Below are 21,976 nucleotides of genomic sequence, written 5' to 3'. Positions count from 1 at the left end.
CCGGTGGCGGCTACGCCTTACCGGGCCTACAGGGTTTAGTAGGTCGGGTAAGCGCTAGCGCCACCCGACAAAGCACTTAAAGCGTCACACCACTCTTAAAGATCGCCAGCTCGCGGAAGTCATTCTTCTCGTTGCAGGTCTGCTTGCCGTTAGCAATTTCCACGATAGCGTCCACGAACTCCGTCAGCAGCTGCGGCATCGCTTTGCCGTGGATAAGCTGCCCGGCATCAAAGTCTATCCAGTGCTTTTTCTTCGCCGCCAGCTCGCTGTTGGTGGCGATTTTCACCGTCGGCACAAAACCGCCGTACGGCGTGCCGCGACCGGTGCTGAACAGCACCATATGGCAGCCGGCTCCCGCCAGCGCGCTGGTGGCAACCGCATCGTTGCCCGGTGCGCTCAGCAGGTTCAGACCGTGCGTTTTCAGGCGCTCGCCGTAGCGCAGCACGTCAACCACCTGGCTCGAGCCCGCTTTCTGGGTGCAGCCGAGGGATTTCTCTTCCAGCGTGGTGATCCCGCCCGCCTTGTTGCCCGGAGACGGGTTTTCATAAATCGGCTGATTGTGGGCAATGAAGTACTGTTTGAAGTCGTTCACCATGGTGACGGTTTTCTCAAACGTCTCTTCGTCGCGGCAGTGGCTCATCAGAATACGTTCCGCGCCGAACATCTCCGGCACCTCGGTCAACACCGTCGTGCCGCCGTTAGCAATCATATAGTCCGAGAAGCGACCCAGCATCGGGTTGGCGGTGATACCGGACAGGCCGTCAGACCCGCCGCACTCCAGCCCAAACTTCAGCTCGCTCAACTTGCCCGGCTCGCGCTTGTCGTGGCGCATCACGTTATACAGCTGATGAAGCTGCTCAACGCCCGCTTCCACTTCGTCGTCCTGATGCTGACACACCATAAAATGCACGCGCTCAGGGTCGAATTCCCCCAGCGTTTCGCGGAAGGCGTCCACCTGGTTGTTCTCGCAGCCCAGGCCAATCACCAGCACCGCGCCCGCGTTCGGGTGACGCACCATGTTTTGCAGCATGGTGCGGGTATTAATGTGGTCATCACCCAGCTGGGAGCAGCCGTAGGTGTGGCTAAACAGATGTACCCCGTCGGTGCCTTCGGCATCGTGAGTCTCTTTCAGGAAGCGCGTCTGGATCTGACGCGCAATCCCGTTCACGCAGCCGACGGTCGGGAGGATCCACAGCTCGTTGCGGATCCCCACGTCGCCATTGGCGCGGCGGTAGATCTGCACGTCACGATCCGCCGCCTGCTCTTGTGCCGCAGGTAAATCAGGTTGATAGCTGTACTCGTCCAGATCGCTCAGATTGGTGCGGGTATTATGGGAATGAATATGTTCACCCGGCACGATATCCGCCAGCGCATGCCCAATCGGAAGACCGTACTTAATGACGTTGTCCCCTTTAGCGAGAGGCTTCACGGCAAACTTGTGTCCGCGAGCAATCGCCTGACGCAGGGTGACGCTCTGGTTATCAACGGTCACCACGTCGCCTTCAGCGAGATCCGTCAGCGCGACGGCCACGTTATCCAGCGAATGGATTTTGATGTATTGCATATCAACCTCAAACGGCCTTAGTTCAGTTCAATGGCGAAGTAGTCACGCGCATTGTTAAAGCAGATGTTTTTCACCATTTCACCCAGCAGCTGGATATCCGCTGGCGCTTCGCCCGCGTGCACCCAGCGGCCAATCATCTGGCACAGAATGCGGCGGAAGTATTCGTGGCGAGTGTAAGAGAGGAAGCTGCGGCTGTCGGTCAGCATGCCGACAAAGCGGCTCAGCAGGCCAAGCTGCGCCAGCTGCGTCATCTGACGCTCCATGCCGTCTTTCTGATCGTTGAACCACCAGCCAGAACCGAACTGCATCTTGCCCGGCATCCCTTCGCCCTGGAAGTTGCCGACCATGGTACCCAGCACTTCGTTATCGCGCGGGTTCAGGCAGTACAGGATGGTTTTTGGCAGCAGGTTTTGTTCGTTCTGTTTACTCAGCAGTTTGGACAGCTCTTCCGCCAGCGGGCGGTCGTTGATGGAGTCGAAGCCCACGTCCGCACCGATCAGTTTGAACTGGCGCTGGTTGTTATTGCGCAGCGCACCGATGTGGTACTGCTGTACCCAGCCGCGACGGGCGTATTCCGCACCGAGGAACACCAGCACCGCCGTTTTGAACTGCGCCACTTCGCGCTCGCTAAGCGATTCACCGGACAGGCGACGCGCAAGGATGCTGTCCAGCTCGGCCTCGTTTGATTCCGCGAACAGCACGACGTCCAGCGCGTGGTCAGAGACTTTACAGCCGTGCGCCGCGAAGTGATCCAGACGTTTGGTCAGCGCGGTTTGCAGATCGGCGAAACGGCGAATGTCGGTATCGGACACTTCAGCCAGCTTCGCCATGTAGTCGTTAAACGTAGCCTGCTCAATGTTGAAGGCTTTGTCCGGGCGCCAGCTTGGCAGCACTTTGATATCAAAAGAGGTGTCCTTGGCGACGACGGCATGATGTTCCAGGGAATCAATCGGATCGTCGGTGGTCCCCACCATCTTCACGTTCATCTGCTTCATGATGCCGCGCGCGGAAAAGTTATCCTGCGCCAGCAGCGCATTGCAGCGATCCCAGATTTCATCGGCGGTCGTTGGGGAGAGCAGTTTGCCGGTGATGCCAAACGGACGACGCAGCTCGAGGTGCGTCCAGTGATAAAGCGGGTTGCCGATGGTGTGCGGAACGGTCGCCGCCCAGGCGTCAAACTTCTCGCGGTCGGTCGCATCGCCGGTGCACAGGCGCTCAGCGACGCCGTTGGTACGCATGGCACGCCATTTGTAGTGGTCACCCTTCAGCCAGATGTCATACAGGTTTTTGAAACGGTAATTTTCGGCAACCTGCTGCGGCGGTAAATGGCAGTGGTAGTCGAAAATCGGCTGGTCTTTTGCGTAGTCATGATACAGGCGGCGAGCAAATTCGGTATCCAACAGAAAATCTTCGGTCATAAACGGCGTCATTATCGTCTTCCTCATTACGGGAGCGTCAGAAAGCGTATGTTCATATGCTGCAAAGTTATCACACCAATTTCCACCCACCGAAGCTTTTTTCGTGAGTGAGATCAATAAACACCAACAAATAAATTACCCTCAATGGCGTAAACCCTTCTACAGGCCGCGCCATTACTGGCTTTGCGTGCAGCGATTAATGTCCCTACAAAGAATCATACATTTGTGATGTCACTCACCTTTTAAAGTTGTATGACAAGTTATCTTTTCGCCGTCGCAAACGCTAAGCCGACGGAATGCATTACCGGTGTGAGAGGCATCGGGTTTAACGGTACGGATACCGACTTATGCACGCTTACTTATGGCAAGGTTCGGGCCGTTCCGGGACATGCTCCCGCTACGCCCCTCCCGTTACACAACTGCTCCCGGAAACGGTTGAGAGGTTGCCGTGCTCTGGCGCGGACATAACATAACGATGAGGTTTTAGATGCGTAAAATTAAAGGGTTACGTTGGTATATGATCGCACTGGTGACGTTAGGCACCGTGCTGGGCTACCTGACGCGTAACACCGTGGCAGCTGCAGCGCCAACGTTGATGGAGGAGCTGCATATCTCCACGCAGCAATACTCCTACATCATTGCCGCCTATTCCGCGGCGTATACCATCATGCAGCCTGTTGCTGGCTATGTGCTGGACATTCTCGGTACTAAAATCGGTTATGCCTTCTTCGCCATCGCCTGGGCGGTGTTCTGCGGTGCCACCGCGCTGGCAGGCAGCTGGGGTGGACTGGCGCTGGCGCGTGGTGCGGTCGGTGCGGCAGAAGCCGCGATGATCCCGGCAGGCCTGAAGGCCAGCTCCGAGTGGTTCCCGGCAAAAGAGCGCTCCATTGCGGTCGGCTACTTCAACGTGGGCTCGTCCATCGGGGCAATGATTGCACCGCCGCTGGTGGTGTGGGCCATTGTGATGCACAGCTGGCAGATGGCGTTCATCATCTCTGGCGTGCTGAGCTTTGCCTGGGCAATGGCGTGGCTGATTTTCTATAAACACCCGCGCGATCAGAAAAAGCTCTCCGAAGAAGAACGCGAATACATCATTGGTGGTCAGGAAGCGCAGCATCAGACCAACAACGGCAAAAAAATGACCGTCTGGCAGATCCTGGGCACCCGTCAGTTCTGGGGTATCGCCCTGCCGCGTTTCCTGGCTGAACCGGCCTGGGGCACCTTTAACGCGTGGATCCCCCTGTTCATGTTTAAAGTCTACGGCTTTAACCTGAAAGAGATCGCGATGTTCGCCTGGATGCCCATGCTGTTCGCTGACCTGGGCTGTATCGTGGGCGGCTACCTGCCACCGCTGTTCCAGCGCTGGTTTGGGGTGAACCTGATTGTTTCCCGTAAGATGGTCGTCACCATGGGCGCGCTGCTGATGATTGGCCCGGGTATGATCGGCCTGTTCACCAGCCCGTACGTCGCTATTGCCCTGCTGTGCATCGGTGGCTTTGCGCACCAGTCCCTGTCCGGCGCGCTGATTACGCTCTCGTCTGACGTCTTTGGCCGCAACGAAGTGGCCACCGCCAACGGTCTGACCGGGATGGCCGCCTGGACTGCGAGTACGATGTTCGCGCTGGTGGTCGGCGCGCTGGCGGATACCATCGGCTTCAGCCCGCTGTTCGCCGTGCTGGCTATTTTCGACCTGCTGGGTGCGGTAGTGATCTGGACGGTGCTGAAAAGCAAATCGGCAGAAGAGCTGGCGAAAGAGTCCCTCGGGAAACCGGCGACGCAGAGTTAGCGAAAATGCGTTTCACCGAAGCCGCCTCCGGGCGGCTTTTTTAATGGCAAAATCTGGAGAGTGGCACGCAAAAGTGGTATAACAAATCATCTGCCGTACCCTGCCTGGAGCGCATATGGAAATCACCGAACCACGTCGTTTATATCAACAACTTGCTGCCGAGCTGAAAGATCGCATCGAGCAAGGGGTCTATCTTGTCGGTGATAAACTTCCCGCCGAGCGCTTCATCGCGGATGAAAAAAGCGTGAGCCGCACCGTGGTGCGTGAAGCGATTATCATGCTGGAAGTGGAAGGCTACGTTGAGGTACGCAAAGGCTCCGGCATTCACGTGATTTCTAATCTGCCGAAACACTCTCCCGTCGCGGACGAAAGTCTGGAATTCGCCAGCTATGGCCCGTTTGAGCTGCTCCAGGCTCGCCAGCTGATCGAAAGCAATATTGCCGAGTTTGCGGCGACGCAGGTGACCAAGCAGGACATCATGAAGTTGATGGAGATCCAGGAGAATGCCCGTAAGGAAAAATGTTTCCGCGATTCAGAATGGGATCTGCAGTTCCACGTTCAGGTCGCCCTGGCAACCCAAAATACGGCGCTGGCGGCAATCGTTGAAAAAATGTGGACTCAGCGCGTTCACAACCCGTACTGGAAAAAACTGCACGACCATATCGATTCCCGTACCGTCGACAACTGGTGTGACGATCACGATCAAATCCTTAAGGCGCTGATTCGTAAAGACCCGCATGCCGCTAAGCTGGCGATGTGGCAGCACCTGGAAAACACCAAGCAGATGCTGTTCAACGAAACCAGCGATGACTTCGAATTTAACGCTGACCGCTATCTTTTCGCCGATAATCCCGTTGTTCATCTCGATACGGCATCCAGTGCCGCAAAATAGATGACCTTTCTGCTGGCAGGCGCTACGTTGCGCCTTCCGGCTTACATGGGTAAGCAAAACATATATAGTGTCAGCCTTTGTAAATCCCCTCGCTCACTTCCTGGGCTTACGCCAAAATCAACTCACCCCTGCAAATTCTGTGACGCAGAACGTTGGGCTTTGTTACAATTGGATTCAATTCCTTATTTTGTAAGTTAGTGCTTGCTAACCAGCCAATTAACAGGGAACAGTGTTGGCCACACCGCAATGTGTCCGCGAGCGACCATAATGAAATCACAACAATGTCGCCGTGCTGTTTGTCCCGGATAACAGGCGTGACGTTAACCGATTTCCAGGAACACTGAATGGAACTTTTGACCCAACTACTGCATGCCCTCTGGGCGCAGGATTTTGAAACGCTGGCCAACCCTTCCATGATTGGCATGCTCTATTTCGTCTTGTTTATGATCCTGTTCCTTGAGAACGGTTTGCTGCCTGCTGCCTTCCTGCCCGGTGATAGTTTGCTGGTGCTCGTCGGCGTGCTGTGTGCCAAAGGGGCGATGGCGTTTCCACACACCATTTTATTACTGACCGTTGCGGCCAGCCTCGGCTGCTGGGTGAGCTACATACAGGGAAGATGGCTGGGCAATACCCGAATCGTCCAGAACTGGCTCTCGCACCTGCCTGCACATTATCATCAGCGGGCGCACCACCTTTTCCATAAGCACGGGCTTTCCGCGCTGCTGATTGGTCGCTTTATTGCCTTTGTTCGCACCCTGTTGCCCACCATTGCCGGGCTGTCGGGGTTGAGCAGCACGCGCTTCCAGTTCTTCAACTGGATGAGCGGTCTGCTATGGGTGCTTATTCTGACGACGCTGGGTTATGCATTGGGTAAAACGCCGGTCTTTATGAAATATGAAGACCAGCTGATGTCCTGCCTGATGCTGCTGCCTGTGGTTCTGCTGGTCTTCGGCCTGATCGGCTCCCTGGTCGTCCTGTGGAAAAAGAAATACGGAGCCAGAGGCTGACGATGGTTATCTCACCGCTCGCTCTGCGCCGTTTTGCCTTTGCCATGATTACGCTGGTGGTGCTCAGCGCCCTGCTGCTGGCCTGGAGCGCGCTTTCGCATCAGGAATCGACGCTGGCCATCCGCCCGGTAAACCAGGGTGCCAGCGTACCTGACGGTTTTTCTGTCTGGCATCATCTGGATGCGAACGGGATCCGCTTTAAGAGCATCACCCCGCAGGACGATGTTTTACTGATCAAGTTTGATTCCCGTGCGCAAAGTGCCGCCGCGAAAGTGGTTCTCGACCGTACGCTGCCGCGCGGGTATATCATTGCTCAGCAGGAAGATGACAGCCAGCCTGCAGCCTGGCTCTCATTGATTCGCGATACGTCGCATCGGTTTGGATAACTTCCAGGATTCCGAATCTTTTCACTCACTTTGGTGAATCCCCCGTTTACTTACTATGCTTAAGTACGCGGAGCACCCCTCGATGTACTCCGCATAACTTTGGATAGCGGCTCAAGCCGCAACACAATGGAAGGTTTCGATAATGAAATTCCGCATTACTCTGGCTCTGGCCCTTTTTTCTTTAAGCACAGCATCCTTCGCAAACTCTCTCTGTCAGGAGAAAGAACAGGATATTCAGCGTGAGATCGGTTATGCCGAAAAGCATAACAATCAGCACCGTGTTGATGGTCTTAAAAAAGCGCTGAGCGAAGTGAAAGCGAACTGTTCAGACAGCAAGCTTCGTGCCGACCACCAGAAGAAAATCGCTGAACAGAAGGACGAGATAGCCGAGCGCCGTCGCGACCTGCAGGAAGCGAAAGAGAAAGGAGATGCGGAAAAAATTGCTAAGCGCGAGAAGAAGTTGAAAGAAGCGCAGGACGACCTGAAAGCGCTGGAAGCTCGCGATTATTGAGTTAACGGAAATCTCAACAGGAGAGAGAATCATGTCAAAAGATACGACGTCTGAACATCTGCGCGCTGAACTGAAATCCCTGGCCGATACCCTTGAAGAGGTGCTGAACTCCTCTGCTGACAAGTCAAAAGAAGAGGTCAGCAAGCTGCGCAGCAAGGCGGAGCAAGCGCTGAAGGAGAGCCGTTATCGCCTGGGTGAAACCGGTGATGCACTGGCGAAACAGACCCGTGAAGCGGCTGCCCGCGCGGACGAATATGTGCGTGATAATCCATGGACGGGTGTAGGGATTGGTGCCGCAGTGGGTGTGGTACTGGGTGTCCTGCTGACGCGTCGTTGATATGGAAGATCCTCGTCACGCACAAGGGCCTGCTAACAACGTCCTCGGCATCGGCCAGCGTATTTTAACGACGCTGGTCGGGATTGCCGAAACGCGCGTCCGGCTGGCAGTGGTCGAGCTGGAAGAGGAGAAAGCGAACCTCTTCCAGATGCTGCTGATGCTCGGGCTGACCATGCTCTTCGCCGCGTTTGGCCTGATGAGCCTGATGGTGTTAATCATCTGGGCCATTGACCCGCAGTATCGTCTTAACGCGATGATTGCCACCACCGTCGTTCTGCTGGTCGCCGCGTTGATCGGCGGTATCTGGACGCTGCGTAAAGCGCGCAAGTCCACATTCCTGCGCCATACGCGTCAGGAGCTGGCGAACGATCGCGCCCTGCTGGAGGATGACTAGCCGTGAGCGGTAAAGCCGAACGTCAAAAGCGAAAAGCGTACCTGCTAAGCCAGATCCAGCAGCAACGGCTGGACCTGTCTGCCAGTCGTCGCGACTGGATTGACGCGACGCGACGGTTTGACCGGGGCTGGAATACCGTCCTGAGCCTGCGTTCATGGGCGCTGGTCGGCAGCAGCGTGATGGCTATCTGGTCCGTTCGTCATCCAAATATGCTGATCCGCTGGGCGCGTCGTGGATTTGGTGCCTGGAGCGCCTGGCGTCTGGTGAAAGCAACGTTGCGGCAGCAACAATTACGCTAGCCTTCTCGCCGGGTGGCGGCTACGCCTTACCCGGCAAAATTCTCTCCCTCTCCCTTACTCAATATCTTTGAAGAAGATTGACAGTTTTCCTTGCTAACAATTGCCACCCGCCCCGTTTATTATCCTCTCCATCGACAGCAACGACGCGGTATCTACCCGGAATTGCAGACAAATAACGTTCAGCCGCTGATGTGGTTTCCTGGAGAGTAAAATGAAAAAATTAGAAGATGTTGGTGTACTGGTAGCGCGTATTCTGATGCCAATTCTGTTCATCGTGGCAGGTTGGGGAAAAATCACCGGTTATGCGGGTACCCAGCAGTATATGGAAGCCATGGGCGTTCCGGGGTTCCTGTTGCCACTGACCATTCTTCTTGAGTTCGGCGGCGGCCTGGCGGTACTGTTCGGCTTCCTGACCCGCACCACCGCGCTGTTTACCGCAGGCTTCACCGTGCTGACGGCGTTCATCTTCCACAGCAACTTTGCGGAAGGCGTGAACTCTCTGATGTTCATGAAAAACCTGACCATCGCGGGTGGCTTCCTGCTGCTGGCCGTCACTGGCCCAGGCGCATACAGCATCGACCGCGTTCTGAATAAGAAATGGTAAGCACGCTATACTGAATGAACACAAAGCGAGGAGACATCTCCTCGCTTTTGCTATCTGACGGAGGAGAAAAAATGGGACAACTCGTAGACGGCGTCTGGCAGGATGTCTGGTATGACACCAAATCCACCGGAGGTCGCTTTAAGCGCTCTGTTTCGGCCTTCCGTAACTGGCTGACCGCCGATGGTGCGCCTGGCCCTAGCGGTGAAGGCGGCTTCGCGGCTGAAAAAGACCGTTATCATCTTTATGTTTCCCTTGCCTGTCCGTGGGCCCACCGCACGCTGATCGTGCGCAAGCTTAAAGGTCTCGAATCATTCATTCCGGTTTCCGTCGTCAACCCGTTGATGCTGGAAAACGGCTGGACGTTTGACAGTGATTTCCCTGCGGCAACCGGCGACGATCTTTACCACCACGATTTCCTTTACCAGCTCTATCTGCGCGCCGATCCGCATTACACCGGTCGTGTGACCGTGCCGGTGCTGTGGGACAAGAAAAACCAGACGATTGTCAGCAATGAGTCTGCGGAAATCATCCGCATGTTCAATACCGCATTTGATGCCCACGGCGCCCGCGCCGGGGATTACTACCCGGTTGAATTGCGCGATAAGATTGATGAGCTGAACAGCTGGATTTACGACAACGTCAACAACGGTGTCTATAAGGCCGGTTTCGCCACCAGCCAGGAAGCGTATGACGAAGCGGTTGGAAAAGTGTTTGAATCGCTTGAACGCCTGGAACAGCTCCTGGGCAAGCATCGCTACCTGACGGGCGATCGCCTCACGGAAGCGGACATTCGCCTGTGGACCACGCTGGTTCGCTTTGATCCGGTCTATGTCACCCACTTTAAGTGCGACAAGCACCGCATCAGCGATTACCTGAACCTGTATGGTTTCCTGCGCGACATCTACCAGATGCCGGGCATCGCGGAGACGGTCGACTTCGACCATATTCGCACCCACTATTTCCGCAGCCACAAAACCATCAACCCGACGGGCATTATCTCCATTGGGCCGTGGCAGGATCTGAATGAACCTCACGGGCGCGACGTCCGTTTTGGATAAATATTAAGGGCATCAATAGATGCCCTTTTTTAATTCACAATCTCCATCTATCCTTACTTTGATTGCTTAAAAAACAAGTGATTGACCGACTATTGAGGCAAGGAAAAATGGACTGGTATTTAAAAGTACTGCGCAACTACATTGGATTTGGTGGCCGCGCCCGCCGCAAAGAGTACTGGATGTTCGTTCTGGTGAACTTCATCCTCGTCATGGTGCTGGGCATTGTGGATAAAATTCTCGGCTGGGAGCGGGCTGGCGGTGAAGGCGTGCTGACCACCATTTATGGCCTGTTGGTCCTTCTACCATCATGGGCGGTGCTGTTCCGTCGACTGCACGACACCGATCGTTCAGCGTGGTGGCTATTGCTGCTGTTGATCCCGATTGTGGGCTGGATCGTGATTTTGATTTTCAACTGCCAGAGCGGGACGCCGGGCGAAAACCGCTTTGGCCCCGATCCTAAGGTCGGCGCGTAAAATAACGCCCGGTGGCGCTGACGCTTACCGGGCCTACTCGTTTATTTATTGTGGTGGGCGAAGAGTTTGGGTATTTCGCGCAGGCACCATGATTTGGCTTCGCCCATGCTGTCGCGACGCCACGCCATAATGATATCCACTTCGCTGGTATACTCCGGGCTCACGACCCGCAGTCGCCCTTCTGCAATATCTTTTTCCACAAACGGGTACGGCATGGTCGCCACGCCCAGACCTGCCATCAGCGCCTGCCGTTTGTCTTCCAGCGAGGTCACCGTCAGACGAGGCTGCTTATCCAGTAACTGCACCGTCAGCACCGGACGCTCGCGCGCGGTATCCGCGACCGCCACGCCGCGATACTTCACGCGCGTGACTTCAGAGAGCGGCTCCGGCTCCTGGTGAATCGGGTGGTTGGGGGCGGCAACGTAGACGTTCATCACGCTGTAGAGCTTGCGCGAGTTGATTTCTGACGATGAGCGGAAGTGCATGTCCGGCGCAATGACGATATCCGCCCTGCCCGTCTCCAGACGCTCCCACGCCCCTGCCAGCACCTCGGTGATGATCGACAGCTGCGTATTGGCCTTCGCTGCCAGGCGGTCCACCAGCGGGAACAGCGCTTCTGACGGCACCAGCGCTTCGGTAACTAACGTCAGATGGGTTTCCCAGCCGCGCGCCAGCGCTTCGGCGTCCGTGGTGAGCTTGTCCGCCGCCTCCAGCAGCACGCGGCCACGCTCCAGCAGCATCCGCCCGACGTTGGTGAATTTTGTTCGATGGCCGGAGCGGTCAAACAGTACGACGTCCAGCTCTTCCTCCAGCTTCTGCATGGTGTAGCTCAGCGCAGACGGAACGCGCCCCAGTTCATCTGCCGCCGCCGCAAAACTGCCGCGCCGATCAATCGCGTCCATGACGCGAAGCGCCTCAAGCGTCAATGCTCTCTCTTTAGCCATCTCGTTCTCATTCAGGAAATTTGAACATACCAGGCAGAATATCTGGCTAACAATGCAGCGTCCATACCTTTACCATTGTTTTAGTGTAAAGAGAGGTCAAGTTTATGATTACGACAAGAACAGCTAAACAGTGCGGACAAGCCGATTTCGGTTGGCTGCAGGCCCGCTACACCTTTTCCTTTGGACACTACTTTGACCCTAAACTCCTCGGTTACGCTTCATTGCGCGTGTTGAACCAGGAAGTGCTCGCCCCGGGCGCCTCCTTCCAGCCGCGTACGTACCCGAAAGTCGATATCCTGAACCTGATCCTGGAAGGCGAGGCAGAATACCGCGATAGCGAGGGCAATCATGTCCAGGCAAAGGCTGGCGAAGCGTTGTTAATTTCCACACAGCCGGGCATCAGCTACAGCGAGCATAACCTCAGCAAAGACAAAACGCTGACCCGCATGCAGCTGTGGCTGGACGCCTGCCCTGAACGGGAAAATCCGCTGGTGCAGAAGATAGATTTAACGGACGAAAAACAGCAGCTGATTGCATCCCCTGATGGCAGCAAAGAGAGCCTGCAGCTGCGTCAGCAGGTGTGGCTGCACCATATCGAGCTGAAGAAAGGTGAACAGGCAAGCTTCCAGCTTCATGGCCCGCGCGCCTATTTGCAGTCTATTCACGGTACGGTGCATGCGGTGACGCATACGGAAGAGAAAGAAGCGCTAACCTGCGGCGACGGGGCGTTTATTCGTGATGAAGCGAATATCACCCTGGTGGCGGATACGCCGCTGCGCGCGCTGCTGATTGATTTGCCGGTTTAAAAATCCCCCTCACCCCAACCCCTCTCCCCAAAGGGGCGAGGGGCTCGATCGTTCCCTCTCCCCTTTGGGGAGAGGGCCAGGATGAGGGGTCCGGTTTCGATTAAATCACGACACCTTACTCGCCATAATCTCAATAATCTGCCGGTCCGTGGCCTGCATCGAGCGGCACGCCAGCGCGCACAGGTTTGCGATTGACTGCTCCACATCGTGCGCCACAATCCCCTCGTTTCCCGTTACGCCCGACTCATCCAGCGCCATCATCACCGCTTTCCAGGCGCTACTGACGCTGGTTGAGACCTTCATGGCGCAGCTGTTTGACGCCCCGTCGCAGATCATCCCGCTGACGTCGCCGATCATGCTTCCAATCGCCATCGCAATGGTCTGGTAAGTGCCACCCATCAGCCACGCCATACCCGCCGCAGCGCCCATCGCCGCCGTTGTCGCCGCACACAGTGCGGACAGGCGCGGAAGCTGATAATGGATATAGATCGCTGACAGATGCGACAGCATCAGCGCCCGCGCCAGCCTTTCGTCGTCAGCCTGAAGGTGCTCAGCCACAACAACGACGGGCATAGTGGCGGTGATCCCCTGATTGCCAGAGCCCGAATTGCTCATCGCGGGCAGCGTCGCGCCGCCCATGCGGGCATCCGAGGCTGCGCTGGTACGAATTACAATATCTGACCCCAGATCCTGCGCCATCCATCCGCGCGCGCGCTGCTTATCAAGCGTTGCGCCAATATGCAGCCCCCACTTCCCGCTGAGCCCTTCGCGGGAGAGCGCATCGTTCAGCCGCCCTGCCTGCAGGATAAAGCGGATCGCCTCAAACGGCACCTGCTCGACAAATTCCAGGATCTGCGACAGTGTAGTAGTTGAAAGCACCGCCAGCGGATCGTCATTCGTCTGGCACCGTTGATCGTCAAGCGTAAAGCGCGTTTCCCCCTGGCAAACCACTTCCACCACCCGCGTATGCCCCCCCGCGATGGTCACCATCGCCGAGAGATCCCCGGCATGAACGCAGGCGCGGGAATAGAGGATCTCATCACAGGGCTCCTGCAGTTTTACCTGCACTTGCCCTGCCTGAAGCAGGGCTTTGGCGCGGACCAGTGCATCGGCGGTGGCATCTTTCAACACCTCCAGTCCGGCGTGCGCGTTACCGCCAATCGCGCCCAGCGCCGCCGCAATAGGTAACCCGACCATACCGGTACCCGGCACCGTCACGCCCAGCCCGTTTTTCATCAGGTTCGGCGAGACCCACGCCTCAATCCGTGTGACCTCCCCCGACAGAAGGTCTGCGGCCATCGCACAGGCCAGTGCCAGAGAGACGGGTTCGGTACACCCAAGGGCAGGCTTCACTTCTTCCTGCACCGCGCGAATAAATTGATTCCATAAAGGATGAGTTTGCTCAGACATCGTTACGACCTTAATTACCCTCAGGAGAATGCGAGGAAAGGAGAAACACAAAGCAGCAGTCCGGTGATGACGATAATCACCAGCGATACGCCTTTATATTTATGCAGGGCTGGCACCTTGTAGACCAGCCATGCAGGTATCAGGCAGCCCACCATGCCGAAGATGGGGCTGCAAATGGAGGTGAAGCTCAGCACCGGCGCGTTCAGGACTATCGCGCTCCAGGCCAGCAGGATGGCGAACAGCATAATCCCGCGCTGGACGGCGTGTTCATTGATTTTCTCAGCCGGCATTCTGCGGCGCAGGATGTTCATGACGATACCCTGCGTCGCCTCGCGAAAGCCGAGATAGACGCCGAAGAACGCGGTCATCACGGCGAAGATATTGAGGATCACGCTGACGATTTTGACCCAGCCCGCGCCGTCACCGCTGATAAACTGCGCCGCAATCGCCAGGGCAGAGATATTCTGCTCGTAGGCTTTGACCGCCTCATCGTGCCCCATCGCCAGCGTGAAGGAGACGGCGTAGAAGAAGACCGTCACAAACAGGATGCCAAAGGCAATATTCATCGCCCGCAGCGCTTTGTGGCGCGCCACCTCCACCGATTTTTCCCGTGAACGGTATGAGATCACCATCGGACTCAGGGTCTGAATAAACAGAATGGAGGTTAAGGTAAAGGGCAGCGTAATGATGGCGTTTTTAATCAACAGTCCCAGCGGCGGCAGCATGCCCACGTTGGCTAAATGCCAGAGGCCAATCATTGACAGCCCCAGCGCGGCTACCACGAATAATTTGGTCAGCACCATCAGGCTGGAGACTTTAAACAGCAGCTTTTCTCCGCGCGACGAAATGGCCACCAGAATGCAGATCAGGCATAAACCGTAAAACGGATTATCTGATAACAAACCGTCGGTCACGCCGAAGGTGTGCAAATACGAGGCGCTGTCGTTGGTAATGGCCGTGGAATAGACAAACATCCAGATCACCAGCATCACGAAATAGAGCGCGCCTAATAAGATGCCCCAGTTCTTACCCAAATAACCGCTAATTACGCTCGGGTAATCTTTGCACTCCGGTGATTCCGCCAGCGTATTAATAAACAGACGCTGGAATAAATACATGGCCGGATAGCCGATTATTGATGAGAGCAAAAATACCCACAGCCCCATTAATCCGACCTGCACGGGGAGAAAAACTATCCCCGCGCCGATAGCCATCCCAATACTCATGATGACCCAGCCCGTGTCGGTGCTGTCGAATTTAATCGCCTCTCGCCACTCGCTTTCACTCATTCCCGCCCGCCTTGCCGCGGGGGAATCACTCACAATCATACTGCTGTTTGTTGCCGTATCCATTGGGCACTCGCTTATTTTGTAGGGTAAACAGTTGTTTTTATTAGTTTCCGATCGCCAGCGATTGCGATTCAGATGGTTGCAGGTGAGTGTTATTGGTGTGGGAAGATCATATCCGGAGAGCGGGAGAAAAAGGTCACAACATTAATAAGGATATTCTGCTTCTGGAGGAAATTTTGCTTCTGAAGTGGGATATTAAAAGCTAATTTTCTAAAAGTGACGCCGATCAAGAAATAAAAACCCGCGCTATGCGCGGGTAGGAAATCAGTTAGCCAGCGCGTTAGCCATATCCGTTCTAATCTGTTTACGCTGTTCCGGCGTCAAAACCTGGCTGACGTCGAAGTAATATTTCACGCGGTAATAACGGGTCTGCTCTTCAATTTTGCTAAAGGCAGCAAGCTGGCTTTTCACCGTGCTTTCGTCCCATTTGCCCGCCTGGAACATGTCGATCAGCGCGCCGTCCTTCACGCCCGTCATCGGGATCTTGCTGACATTTTGTTCCAGCTGCTTATGCAGACCTTCAATCTTCGTAACCTGCTCATTGCTGAGCTTCAGGTGCTGCACCAGCGGATCCTGCGATGGAGACGGAGCAGCCTCAACGTTCGCGGCCTGTGCCGTAAAACTACACACTGCCAGCGAGGCGGCGACCAGCGCAATACGGGTCATTTTCATCATCTTACTGTCCTTACATGCTGTTATAGGGAAAAGCAGGGGTATTGTTTTTCAAGAGCGGATGAATATGTGTGAGTAATTATATAAACAATTTTGTATGTTTAGCGGACAAAAAAAGGCCCCCTGCATTGAGGGGGCATGAGAGCTCACGTTTAGATAGAGTGGGTAAAGGTTCGCGAAATCACATCCTGCTGCTGCTCGCGCGTCAGCGCATTAAACCGCACCGCATAACCTGAAACGCGGATGGTCAGGTTCGGGTAATTCTCCGGGTGCGCGATGGCATCGAGGAGCATTTCCCGGTTCATGACGTTGACGTTCAGATGCTGCCCTCCCTCAATAGAGGCTTCGTGATGGAAATACCCGTCCAGTAGCCCCACCAGGTTGGTTTTGCGCACCAGCTCGTCCTTGCCAAGCGCCTGCGGCACGATGGAGAAGGTGTAGGAAATCCCGTCTTTCGCGTAGGTGAACGGCAGTTTGGCAACCGACGTTAGCGAGGCCACCGCCCCTTTTCTGTCGCGCCCGTGCATTGGGTTCGCGCCTGGGGCAAACGGCGTGCCGCCGCGTCGTCCGTCCGGCGTGTTCCCGGTCTTCTGACCATAAACCACGTTGGAGGTGATGGTCAGGATCGACTGAGTTGGCACCGCGTTGCGGTAGGTCCGCAGCGCCTGAATTTTCTTCATAAAGCGCTCCACCAGGTCGCAGGCAATGCTGTCCACGCGGTCGTCGTTGTTGCCGTACTGCGGATAATCCCCTTCAATCACGAAATCGACTGCCAGTCCGGTATGGTCGCGCACCGGCTTCACCGTGGCATATTTAATGGCCGACAGGGAATCCGCGGCTACCGACAGCCCGGCAATGCCGCAGGCCATGGTGCGATAGACGTCCCGGTCGTGCAGCGCCATCAGCGAGGCTTCGTAGCTGTACTTATCATGCATGTAGTGAATGAGATTCAGGGCGCTAATGTACTGCACCGCCAGCCAGTCCATAAAGTGATCGAGGCTCGCCATCACGGTGTCGTAATCCAGCACGTCGTCCAGCAGCGGCTCGGTTTTAGGACCGACCTGGATCTTCAGCTTCTCGTCCACCCCGCCGTTGATCGCGTACAGCAGCGTTTTGGCGAGGTTGGCGCGCGCGCCAAAGAACTGCATCTGCTTGCCGATCACCATCGGGCTGACGCAGCAGGCAATGGCGTAGTCGTCACTGTTGAAGTCCGCACGCATCAGATCGTCGTTCTCATACTGCAGCGAAGAGGTGACGATCGACACCTGCGCGGCGTATTTCTTGAACGCGATCGGCAGCTGTTCTGACCAGAGGATCGTCAGGTTCGGCTCAGGTGCTGGCCCCATGGTGTGCAGCGTGTGCAGATAGCGGAAGCTGTTCTTGGTCACCAGCGTGCGCCCGTCCAGCCCCATGCCGCCGATCACTTCCGTCGCCCAGATCGGATCGCCGGAGAAGAGCGTGTCGAACTCCGGCGTGCGCAGGAAGCGCACCATGCGGATCTTCATGATGAAGTGGTCGATCAGCTCCTGCGCCTGGACTTCATTCAGCCTTCCTGCCTGCATGTCACGTTCAATGTAGATATCGAGGAACGAGGCCGTGCGCCCCAGCGACATCGCCCCGCCGTTCTGGGATTTCACCGCGGCAAGGTAGGCAAAATAGAGCCACTGCACCGCTTCCTGGGCGTTCATCGCCGGGCGTGCGATATCGAAGCCATAGTTCGCCGCCATCTGCTGGATCTGCAGCAGCGCGCGCTTATGCTCCGCCAGCTCTTCACGCAGGCGGATCGTCGCCTCCAGATCCTCACCGCGCTCCAGCCTGCCCTGCAGATCCGTAAACTGGAGTTCACGCTCGCGCACCAGATAAGCAATCCCGTACAGCGCCACGCGGCGATAGTCGCCAATGATACGTCCGCGCCCGTAGCCGTCTGGCAAGCCGGTCAGCACGCCGGACTTACGGCAGCGCATCATCTCTGGCGAATAGACGTCAAACACGCCCTGGTTGTGGGTTTTGCGCAGGTCGGTAAAGAGATATTCAAACTGCGGATCCATCTCCCGGCCGTAGGCTTCGAACGAGCTGCGGATCATGTTGATCCCGCCGTACGGATGCAGGGCGCGCTTGAGCGGCTTGTCGGTTTGCAGGCCGACGATCGTCTCCAGATCCTGGTCGATATAGCCCGGCCCGTGGGCCGTAATGGTGGTGGCAATGTTGGTGTCAAAATCCACCGGGGCGTGGGTGGCATTCTCCTGGCGAATGCCAACCATCACCTTCTGCCACAGCGCCGTCGTTGCTGGCGTCGCCTGCGCGAGGAAAGCTTCATCGCCTTCATAAGGGGTGTAGTTATGCTGAATAAAATCGCGGACGTTGACGGCGTTTTTCCATTCTTGACCGCGAAACCCGGCCCATGCGTCGCTGTAGGGCGCGACGCCCGTATCGATTGTTACTTTCATGTGTTTCTCGCTTTATCAGGCGTAAGCCGCAGCCGGGGTAACCTTCCCAAGACGGAGGGCGTCCAGCGCGATCATTTTTTCTTCGTTGGTAGGGATCACCGCGCAGGCAACGCGGGACGACTCGGTGGAGATCACGCGCTCACCCGCGCTGCCCGGCAGGGCATTTTTGGCGTCGTCGAGGCGGATGCCGAACACGTTCAGATGTTCCGCCACCAGCGCGCGGACAAGCGTCGAGTTTTCGCCAATACCGCCGGTAAAGACCACCCCATCGAGGCGGTGCAGCGACGCAGCGTGCCCGGCAATGTGTCGCGCTATACGGTGAACGAAGGTCTGGATAGCCAGTTGCGCCCGCTCGTTGCCAGCGTGCCAGGCTTTCTCCAGCGCGCGTAAATCGGAGGAGATGCCGGAAATCCCAAGCAACCCGGACTCTTTGTTGACCACGCGCTCCAGATCCTCGAACGACTGCCCGGTCTGCTGGGCAATCCACGCCACTGCGCCGAAGTCCACGTCGCCGCAGCGCGTGCCCATTACCAGCCCTTCCAGGGGGGTCATCCCCATGGAAGTATCCACGCTTTCGCCGTTGCGCACCGCGCAGATGGACGCTCCGTTGCCGAGATGGGCAATCACCAGGCCGCTGTCATCGGGGGACAGCCCGAGAAGCGTATGCGCCTGCGCGGCCACGTAGCGGTGAGAGGTGCCGTGGAAGCCGTAGCGGCGCACGCCCAGCTCTTCAAAATAGCGGTACGGCAATCCGTACAGATACGCCTGCGGCGGCAGCGTCTGGTGGAAGCTGGTATCAAATACCGCGACCTGCTGCACGCCCGGGAACAAGCGCTCTGCGGCTTCCACGCCGCTCAGGTTAGCGTAGTTATGCAGCGGCGCCAGCGGAGAGACCTGGCGGATCTGCTCAATCACCGCTTCCGTAATCAGGGTCGACTCGCTGAAGAGGTCGCCGCCGTGCGCAATGCGGTGGCCAATTAAGGCCACGCTGCTCATCAGGTCACGCTTCTCCAGCTCCAGGGCGATGGCAGCCAGCGCCCCTTCGTAGTCCTGGTGAGCCAGTCTGGCCGGCTCACCCCCGTTCACGGAAATAAAGGCCTTCTCGGTGTTGATGCCGTCTGCAATGCCCGTCATCAGGGCGTCGCAGCTGCTGGCGTCGAGCACCGAAAACTTAACAGAGGACGAACCGCAGTTAATTACCAGTACAACCGGAAACTCAATCATCATGTGACTCCGCTCTTCCTGAGCAATGGGTTAGAACAGTTTGTAAACGATATTCAGAATGGTCAGCAGGCCGACCGCGGTAACGAAAATGTTCTCGGTACGCCCTTTGTATTTCGCCAGAGCCGGGGCTTTGCGGATGGCGTACATCGGCAGCAGGCACAGCAGAGAGGCGATGATTGGTGCGCCCATGGCTTCAATAAGGTCGAGAATGTTCGGGTTGGCGTAGGCCACAACCCAGGTGGAGCCCATGATGAACACCATGCTGATGGTGTTCAGTTTGCCAACAGAAACTTTCTTCTTATCGCCCTTGTAGCCGAACTTGAGGATCAGGCCATTCAGACCTTCCAGCGTGCCCAGGTAGTGCCCGAAGAAGGATTTGAAGATAGCCACCAGCGCGATGATGGAGGCACCGTATTCCAGTACCGTCGCGAACGTCGATTTAGTTCCGGACATTGACGCAAAGTGGTTCGCCAGGTAAGAGAGCACCGGAATATTCTGCGCCTTGGCGTCCGCCATGTTCTGCGGAGAGAGCGTAAACAGACAGCTAAAGGCGAAGAACATCACCACAGCCACCATCAGCAGGCTGGCGCGACCGATGATTTTGGAACATTTCTGCTCGGTGAACTCTTTACCGAACGTTGGCTCGTACTCTTCGCGCTTGGAGACCACAAACGAGGAGACGATAGGCGAGAAGTTGAAGGAGAAGACCATGATGGAGATACCCAGCCACACGGTGACCAGAATGCCGTCATGACCGGTGAAGGCGATATCGCTCAGGTTGACCTGGTCGATCACCGCCGAGTTCCAGTAAGGGATCAGCGACAGGGAAATCAGCACCAGGCTGGCGATAAACGGGAACACCAGGAAGCTCATGACCTTCACCATCAGGTCTTTACCAAACCAGATAACAAAGGCCATCAGCAGCAGCAGGAACAGCGCCACCACGCCGCGGTTCAGCGCGGGCAGCTGGAGCTGGTTTTCCCAGAAGGTCATAAAGGTGTTGGTAATGGTGACGCCATAAATCCACAGCAGCGGGCAAATGGCGAAGAAGTAGAGGAACGTGATCACCACCCCGCCGGTTTTACCGAAATGCTCTTCCACCGTTTCGGTGATGTTGCCGGAGACGTTGCTGCCGGACAAACACAAACGCGCCAGCGCGCGGTGGCAGTAAAACGCAATCGGGAATGCGAGAACCAGCATCAGCAGGATAGGGATTAATCCGCCAAAGCCTGCGCGAATGGGGAAGAACAGCACGCCTGCGCCAATGGCGGTACCAAACAGGCCAAGCGTCCAGGTGGTATCAGACTTACGCCAGGAGGACGTTTTTGTCTGGCCAACGATAATGCTTTCTGTGTTGCTCATAGGTCACCTTTATGCGTCAACGAAGCCGGTAATTTGGGAAACACGGGAGAGGTCGATATTGCCGCCGGAAATAATGCAGACGGTTTTGCGGCCCTGAATATAGTGGTCAAGTTTGCCGCTTAATAACGCAGCACAAGCCAGTGCGCCAGCGCCTTCCGTCACCACTTTATTTCGCTGAATAAGGGCAATCATGCTGTTGCGAATATCGTCTTCGCTCACCAGCACAATGTCATCGACCAGTTCACGAACGATTTCGAAGGTTAATTTCCCCGGACGAGAGACGTCGCAGCCGTCGGCTAACGTGCCGGTAACGCGATGGTTGGTTATTTCTCCTGCCTGCCAGGAGGCTGCCATTCCGTGCACGTTTTCAGACTGTACGCCGATAATATTAATGGTCGGGTTGATGGATTTAATCGCCGTCGCAATCCCGGCAATTAATCCGCCGCCGCCGATAGGTACAATGACGTTATCCACGTCGTATAAATCTTCGAGAATTTCCAGGCCGATGGTGCCCTGCCCGGCAATCACTTTTGGATCATCGTAAGGCGGAATAAAAATACGCCCTTCCGTCTCAACGATTTCGCTCACTTTGGCGATGGTATCGTTGAAGTTCTCGCCGTGCAGCACCACTTCGGCGGAGTAGTCGCGGGTGGCGGCAACCTTGGATTTCGGTGCCCCCTTCGGCATCACCACTTTGCCGTCGATGCCGAGCATGGCGCAGGAGAGGGACACACCCTGCGCGTGGTTTCCCGCGGAGCAGGCGACAACGCCTTTGCGTTTTTCAGCGTCGGTCAGCGAGCTTAACTTGTTAAACGCGCCGCGGATCTTAAACGAGCCGGTACGCTGCATATTCTCAAATTTCAGGAATATTTCGCCCTTACAACGTTCGCTGAGATAATTCGAACGTGGCATACCGGTTTTATATATTTTTCCTGCCAGTCGTTTTCTGGCGTCCTGAATATCTTCAATCGTTACCGGGAGATCGTAGGTAATATGCATAATATCCTCGTTATAATAATTCATTCTTTTCAGG

22 protein-coding genes are annotated in these 21,976 nt (G+C 56.2%); 12 read left to right on the top strand and 10 right to left on the bottom strand.

All coding sequences use genetic code 11. The annotated features are described in order from the left end of the window. Positions 1-76: 76 nt before the first annotated feature. Positions 77-1,564 (bottom strand): altronate dehydratase family protein, encoded by a 1,488-nt coding sequence (locus tag AC0TOY_RS06495; RefSeq protein WP_048992599.1) that lies wholly within the window; start codon positions 1,562-1,564, stop codon positions 77-79. Positions 1,565-1,581: 17 nt separating this feature from the next. Further along, positions 1,582-2,994, bottom strand: coding sequence for a glucuronate isomerase (uxaC, locus tag AC0TOY_RS06490; RefSeq protein ID WP_048992597.1), 1,413 nt, complete (start codon positions 2,992-2,994; stop codon positions 1,582-1,584). 475 nt (positions 2,995-3,469) lie between these two features. Between uxaC and AC0TOY_RS06485 the strand changes: the two genes are divergently transcribed. From AC0TOY_RS06485 to AC0TOY_RS06435, 11 genes are all read left to right on the top strand, one after another. Further along, positions 3,470-4,768 (top strand): MFS transporter, encoded by a 1,299-nt coding sequence (locus AC0TOY_RS06485; RefSeq protein ID WP_024906406.1) that lies wholly within the window; start codon positions 3,470-3,472, stop codon positions 4,766-4,768. A gap of 115 nt (positions 4,769-4,883) precedes the next feature. After that, positions 4,884-5,660 (top strand): transcriptional regulator ExuR, encoded by a 777-nt coding sequence (exuR, locus tag AC0TOY_RS06480; protein ID WP_023309288.1) that lies wholly within the window; start codon positions 4,884-4,886, stop codon positions 5,658-5,660. Between the two features lie 344 nt (positions 5,661-6,004). Beyond that, positions 6,005-6,667: a DedA family general envelope maintenance protein YqjA gene (gene yqjA, locus AC0TOY_RS06475; RefSeq protein ID WP_024906405.1), complete on the top strand. Its 663-nt coding sequence runs from the start codon at positions 6,005-6,007 to the stop codon at positions 6,665-6,667. 2 nt (positions 6,668-6,669) lie between these two features. Further along, the gene (mzrA, locus tag AC0TOY_RS06470; protein WP_032650331.1) at positions 6,670-7,053 is read left to right on the top strand and encodes an EnvZ/OmpR regulon moderator MzrA; all 384 of its coding nucleotides are present in this window, start codon (positions 6,670-6,672) and stop codon (positions 7,051-7,053) included. 142 nt (positions 7,054-7,195) lie between these two features. Next, positions 7,196-7,564, top strand: coding sequence for a DUF1090 domain-containing protein (locus AC0TOY_RS06465; protein WP_048992595.1), 369 nt, complete (start codon positions 7,196-7,198; stop codon positions 7,562-7,564). A gap of 31 nt (positions 7,565-7,595) precedes the next feature. Next, positions 7,596-7,901, top strand: a complete 306-nt coding sequence (locus tag AC0TOY_RS06460; RefSeq protein ID WP_008503141.1) for an ElaB/YgaM/YqjD family protein — start codon at positions 7,596-7,598, stop codon at positions 7,899-7,901. Between the two features lies 1 nt (position 7,902). Then, a complete protein-coding gene (locus AC0TOY_RS06455; RefSeq protein WP_023333540.1) occupies positions 7,903-8,295 on the top strand; it encodes a phage holin family protein in 393 nt (130 codons plus the stop codon). Positions 8,296-8,297: 2 nt separating this feature from the next. Then, on the top strand, positions 8,298-8,594 hold the full coding sequence (locus tag AC0TOY_RS06450; RefSeq protein WP_024906403.1) for a YqjK-like family protein: 297 nt from the start codon (positions 8,298-8,300) through the stop codon (positions 8,592-8,594). A 211-nt stretch (positions 8,595-8,805) separates the two neighbouring features. Further along, the gene (locus tag AC0TOY_RS06445) at positions 8,806-9,198 is read left to right on the top strand and encodes a DoxX family protein (RefSeq protein ID WP_023309292.1); all 393 of its coding nucleotides are present in this window, start codon (positions 8,806-8,808) and stop codon (positions 9,196-9,198) included. A 71-nt stretch (positions 9,199-9,269) separates the two neighbouring features. After that, a complete protein-coding gene (locus tag AC0TOY_RS06440; RefSeq protein ID WP_473721618.1) occupies positions 9,270-10,256 on the top strand; it encodes a glutathione S-transferase family protein in 987 nt (328 codons plus the stop codon). Positions 10,257-10,363: 107 nt separating this feature from the next. Continuing rightward, on the top strand, positions 10,364-10,729 hold the full coding sequence (locus tag AC0TOY_RS06435; RefSeq protein ID WP_024906401.1) for a DUF805 domain-containing protein: 366 nt from the start codon (positions 10,364-10,366) through the stop codon (positions 10,727-10,729). Positions 10,730-10,770: 41 nt separating this feature from the next. On the opposite strand, the gene AC0TOY_RS06430 is transcribed toward AC0TOY_RS06435, so the two are convergent. Further along, entirely contained in the window at positions 10,771-11,673 is a 903-nt protein-coding gene (locus tag AC0TOY_RS06430; protein ID WP_473721617.1) for a LysR family transcriptional regulator, read from the bottom strand. Between the two features lie 104 nt (positions 11,674-11,777). Here AC0TOY_RS06430 and AC0TOY_RS06425 point away from each other — a divergent pair, with 104 nt between their 5' ends. Continuing rightward, complete coding sequence (locus tag AC0TOY_RS06425) at positions 11,778-12,479, top strand: pirin family protein (RefSeq protein ID WP_032650336.1); 702 nt, start codon at positions 11,778-11,780, stop codon at positions 12,477-12,479. Positions 12,480-12,584: 105 nt separating this feature from the next. Here AC0TOY_RS06425 and AC0TOY_RS06420 read toward each other — a convergent pair whose 3' ends face one another. The 7 genes from AC0TOY_RS06420 to tdcB form a co-directional block, all read right to left on the bottom strand. Then, positions 12,585-13,889, bottom strand: a complete 1,305-nt coding sequence (locus AC0TOY_RS06420; RefSeq protein ID WP_407820749.1) for an L-cysteine desulfidase family protein — start codon at positions 13,887-13,889, stop codon at positions 12,585-12,587. Positions 13,890-13,909: 20 nt separating this feature from the next. Then, positions 13,910-15,241 (bottom strand): SLC5/6 family protein, encoded by a 1,332-nt coding sequence (locus AC0TOY_RS06415; protein WP_407820748.1) that lies wholly within the window; start codon positions 15,239-15,241, stop codon positions 13,910-13,912. Positions 15,242-15,502: 261 nt separating this feature from the next. Then, positions 15,503-15,913, bottom strand: coding sequence for a Spy/CpxP family protein refolding chaperone (locus AC0TOY_RS06410; RefSeq protein WP_024906397.1), 411 nt, complete (start codon positions 15,911-15,913; stop codon positions 15,503-15,505). A 149-nt stretch (positions 15,914-16,062) separates the two neighbouring features. Then, entirely contained in the window at positions 16,063-18,357 is a 2,295-nt protein-coding gene (pflB, locus tag AC0TOY_RS06405) for a formate C-acetyltransferase (protein ID WP_473721616.1), read from the bottom strand. A gap of 15 nt (positions 18,358-18,372) precedes the next feature. Beyond that, positions 18,373-19,581, bottom strand: a complete 1,209-nt coding sequence (gene tdcD, locus AC0TOY_RS06400) for a propionate kinase (RefSeq protein ID WP_090418950.1) — start codon at positions 19,579-19,581, stop codon at positions 18,373-18,375. A gap of 30 nt (positions 19,582-19,611) precedes the next feature. After that, positions 19,612-20,943, bottom strand: coding sequence for a threonine/serine transporter TdcC (gene tdcC, locus AC0TOY_RS06395; RefSeq protein WP_024906394.1), 1,332 nt, complete (start codon positions 20,941-20,943; stop codon positions 19,612-19,614). Positions 20,944-20,952: 9 nt separating this feature from the next. Next, positions 20,953-21,942, bottom strand: a complete 990-nt coding sequence (gene tdcB / locus AC0TOY_RS06390) for a bifunctional threonine ammonia-lyase/L-serine ammonia-lyase TdcB (protein ID WP_048992630.1) — start codon at positions 21,940-21,942, stop codon at positions 20,953-20,955. Positions 21,943-21,976: the final 34 nt, after the last annotated feature.

It is taken from the genome of Enterobacter sp. PL_is379 (genome assembly GCF_055817355.1).
This window is presented reverse-complemented; position numbering and strand designations above follow the sequence as displayed.

Coding starts and splice junctions, on each gene's coding strand:
- AC0TOY_RS06495 (WP_048992599.1), bottom strand. CDS start 1,564: ATGCAATACATCAAAATCCATTCGCTGGATAACGTGGCCGTCGCGCTG.
- uxaC (WP_048992597.1), bottom strand. CDS start 2,994: ATGACGCCGTTTATGACCGAAGATTTTCTGTTGGATACCGAATTTGCT.
- AC0TOY_RS06485 (WP_024906406.1), top strand. CDS start 3,470: ATGCGTAAAATTAAAGGGTTACGTTGGTATATGATCGCACTGGTGACG.
- exuR (WP_023309288.1), top strand. CDS start 4,884: ATGGAAATCACCGAACCACGTCGTTTATATCAACAACTTGCTGCCGAG.
- yqjA (WP_024906405.1), top strand. CDS start 6,005: ATGGAACTTTTGACCCAACTACTGCATGCCCTCTGGGCGCAGGATTTT.
- mzrA (WP_032650331.1), top strand. CDS start 6,670: ATGGTTATCTCACCGCTCGCTCTGCGCCGTTTTGCCTTTGCCATGATT.
- AC0TOY_RS06465 (WP_048992595.1), top strand. CDS start 7,196: ATGAAATTCCGCATTACTCTGGCTCTGGCCCTTTTTTCTTTAAGCACA.
- AC0TOY_RS06460 (WP_008503141.1), top strand. CDS start 7,596: ATGTCAAAAGATACGACGTCTGAACATCTGCGCGCTGAACTGAAATCC.
- AC0TOY_RS06455 (WP_023333540.1), top strand. CDS start 7,903: ATGGAAGATCCTCGTCACGCACAAGGGCCTGCTAACAACGTCCTCGGC.
- AC0TOY_RS06445 (WP_023309292.1), top strand. CDS start 8,806: ATGAAAAAATTAGAAGATGTTGGTGTACTGGTAGCGCGTATTCTGATG.
- AC0TOY_RS06440 (WP_473721618.1), top strand. CDS start 9,270: ATGGGACAACTCGTAGACGGCGTCTGGCAGGATGTCTGGTATGACACC.
- AC0TOY_RS06435 (WP_024906401.1), top strand. CDS start 10,364: ATGGACTGGTATTTAAAAGTACTGCGCAACTACATTGGATTTGGTGGC.
- AC0TOY_RS06430 (WP_473721617.1), bottom strand. CDS start 11,673: ATGGCTAAAGAGAGAGCATTGACGCTTGAGGCGCTTCGCGTCATGGAC.
- AC0TOY_RS06425 (WP_032650336.1), top strand. CDS start 11,778: ATGATTACGACAAGAACAGCTAAACAGTGCGGACAAGCCGATTTCGGT.
- AC0TOY_RS06420 (WP_407820749.1), bottom strand. CDS start 13,889: ATGTCTGAGCAAACTCATCCTTTATGGAATCAATTTATTCGCGCGGTG.
- AC0TOY_RS06415 (WP_407820748.1), bottom strand. CDS start 15,241: ATGGATACGGCAACAAACAGCAGTATGATTGTGAGTGATTCCCCCGCG.
- AC0TOY_RS06410 (WP_024906397.1), bottom strand. CDS start 15,913: ATGATGAAAATGACCCGTATTGCGCTGGTCGCCGCCTCGCTGGCAGTG.
- pflB (WP_473721616.1), bottom strand. CDS start 18,357: ATGAAAGTAACAATCGATACGGGCGTCGCGCCCTACAGCGACGCATGG.
- tdcD (WP_090418950.1), bottom strand. CDS start 19,581: ATGATTGAGTTTCCGGTTGTACTGGTAATTAACTGCGGTTCGTCCTCT.
- tdcC (WP_024906394.1), bottom strand. CDS start 20,943: ATGAGCAACACAGAAAGCATTATCGTTGGCCAGACAAAAACGTCCTCC.
- tdcB (WP_048992630.1), bottom strand. CDS start 21,942: ATGCATATTACCTACGATCTCCCGGTAACGATTGAAGATATTCAGGAC.